Consider the following 1,062-nt stretch of genomic DNA (forward strand, 5'->3'; position numbering starts at 1 on the left):
AAAAAGACTTTTTATTCTAGACATTTTAATCCTCCTACTTGTCATCATTTATGTAACTTCGGTAGCAACCACTTGACCGTTGTCTTTATTTTGCTTTCAAGAGAATATTCCTTACTAGAGTAATAATCAGAGCGATATTTCTTAATATTTCGATTGAAGCTGTCAAGAAGAGCCTGGTTACCACTGTACATTCCAAGATACATCATGTAGCGGAAATATACTGCTATATTGAACATAGTTGAGTGAATGATGTCCAATGCTGGCTTACTAAAATCAAAATCACACATAATTTTATCGTAGGAGTCAGCACATTTTAAAGAGTCATGGTCACTAAACACATTGGTGATGTTTCTAACAGCACTGTCTTGATTATCACAATAATAGTATAGTGGCTCTGCTAAATAATACATCTTTTGTGCCCTCTGCATCCCTAAACATAGGAAGTAAGTGTCTTCTAGAATATCCAGGTCTTCGGGAAAATGATTACCAGCGATAACTTTCTTTTTATATAACTTGTTCCAACAGTAACCACCAAATTCATTGTCAACACAACAGTGCTTCACAACCTCGTCTTGATTAATAACGTGACTCCGCATTTTTACAGAGGAAGTAAAACTACCCTCACCCTCCAGATAGTAGCCGCTGATCACAATATCTGCATCTTGATCAATGGCAGCATGAAGTACCTTTTCAACATGGTCAAGGCTGTAGTAGTCATCTGAATCACAGAAGGTTACATAGTCACCGCTTGCTAGTGCCAGACCAACATTTCTGGTATGAGAAACACCTAGGTTGGGATTGTGCACCACCTTAATTCGAGGATCAGTGTAGTTGTCAATAATCTCGCCACTCCTGTCCGGCGAGCCATCTTCAATTAGAATAATCTCGATATTCTGATAAGTCTGTCGCAGCAATGAGTCTACACAGCGCTTGATAAATTCTTCTGCCTTGTAGACTGATACGATAATACTGACTTTCTTTTCCATTAATTTAGCTCCTTATATTATTTAAAGCAGAAATACGTATAGTATTGGTTAAATAGGATAAAGTAACCTAGAAAAA

At 37.3% G+C, this 1,062-nt stretch carries 1 protein-coding gene; it reads right to left on the reverse strand.

The genetic code is table 11. The features are described from left to right. Window positions 1-44: 44 nt before the first annotated feature. Window positions 45-986, reverse strand: a complete 942-nt coding sequence (locus EKM89_RS13955) for a glycosyltransferase family 2 protein (protein WP_125689361.1) — start codon at window positions 984-986, stop codon at window positions 45-47. Window positions 987-1,062 lie beyond the last annotated feature (76 nt).

Source organism: Levilactobacillus fujinensis (genome assembly GCF_003946335.1).
Lineage (GTDB): Bacteria > Bacillota > Bacilli > Lactobacillales > Lactobacillaceae > Levilactobacillus > Levilactobacillus fujinensis.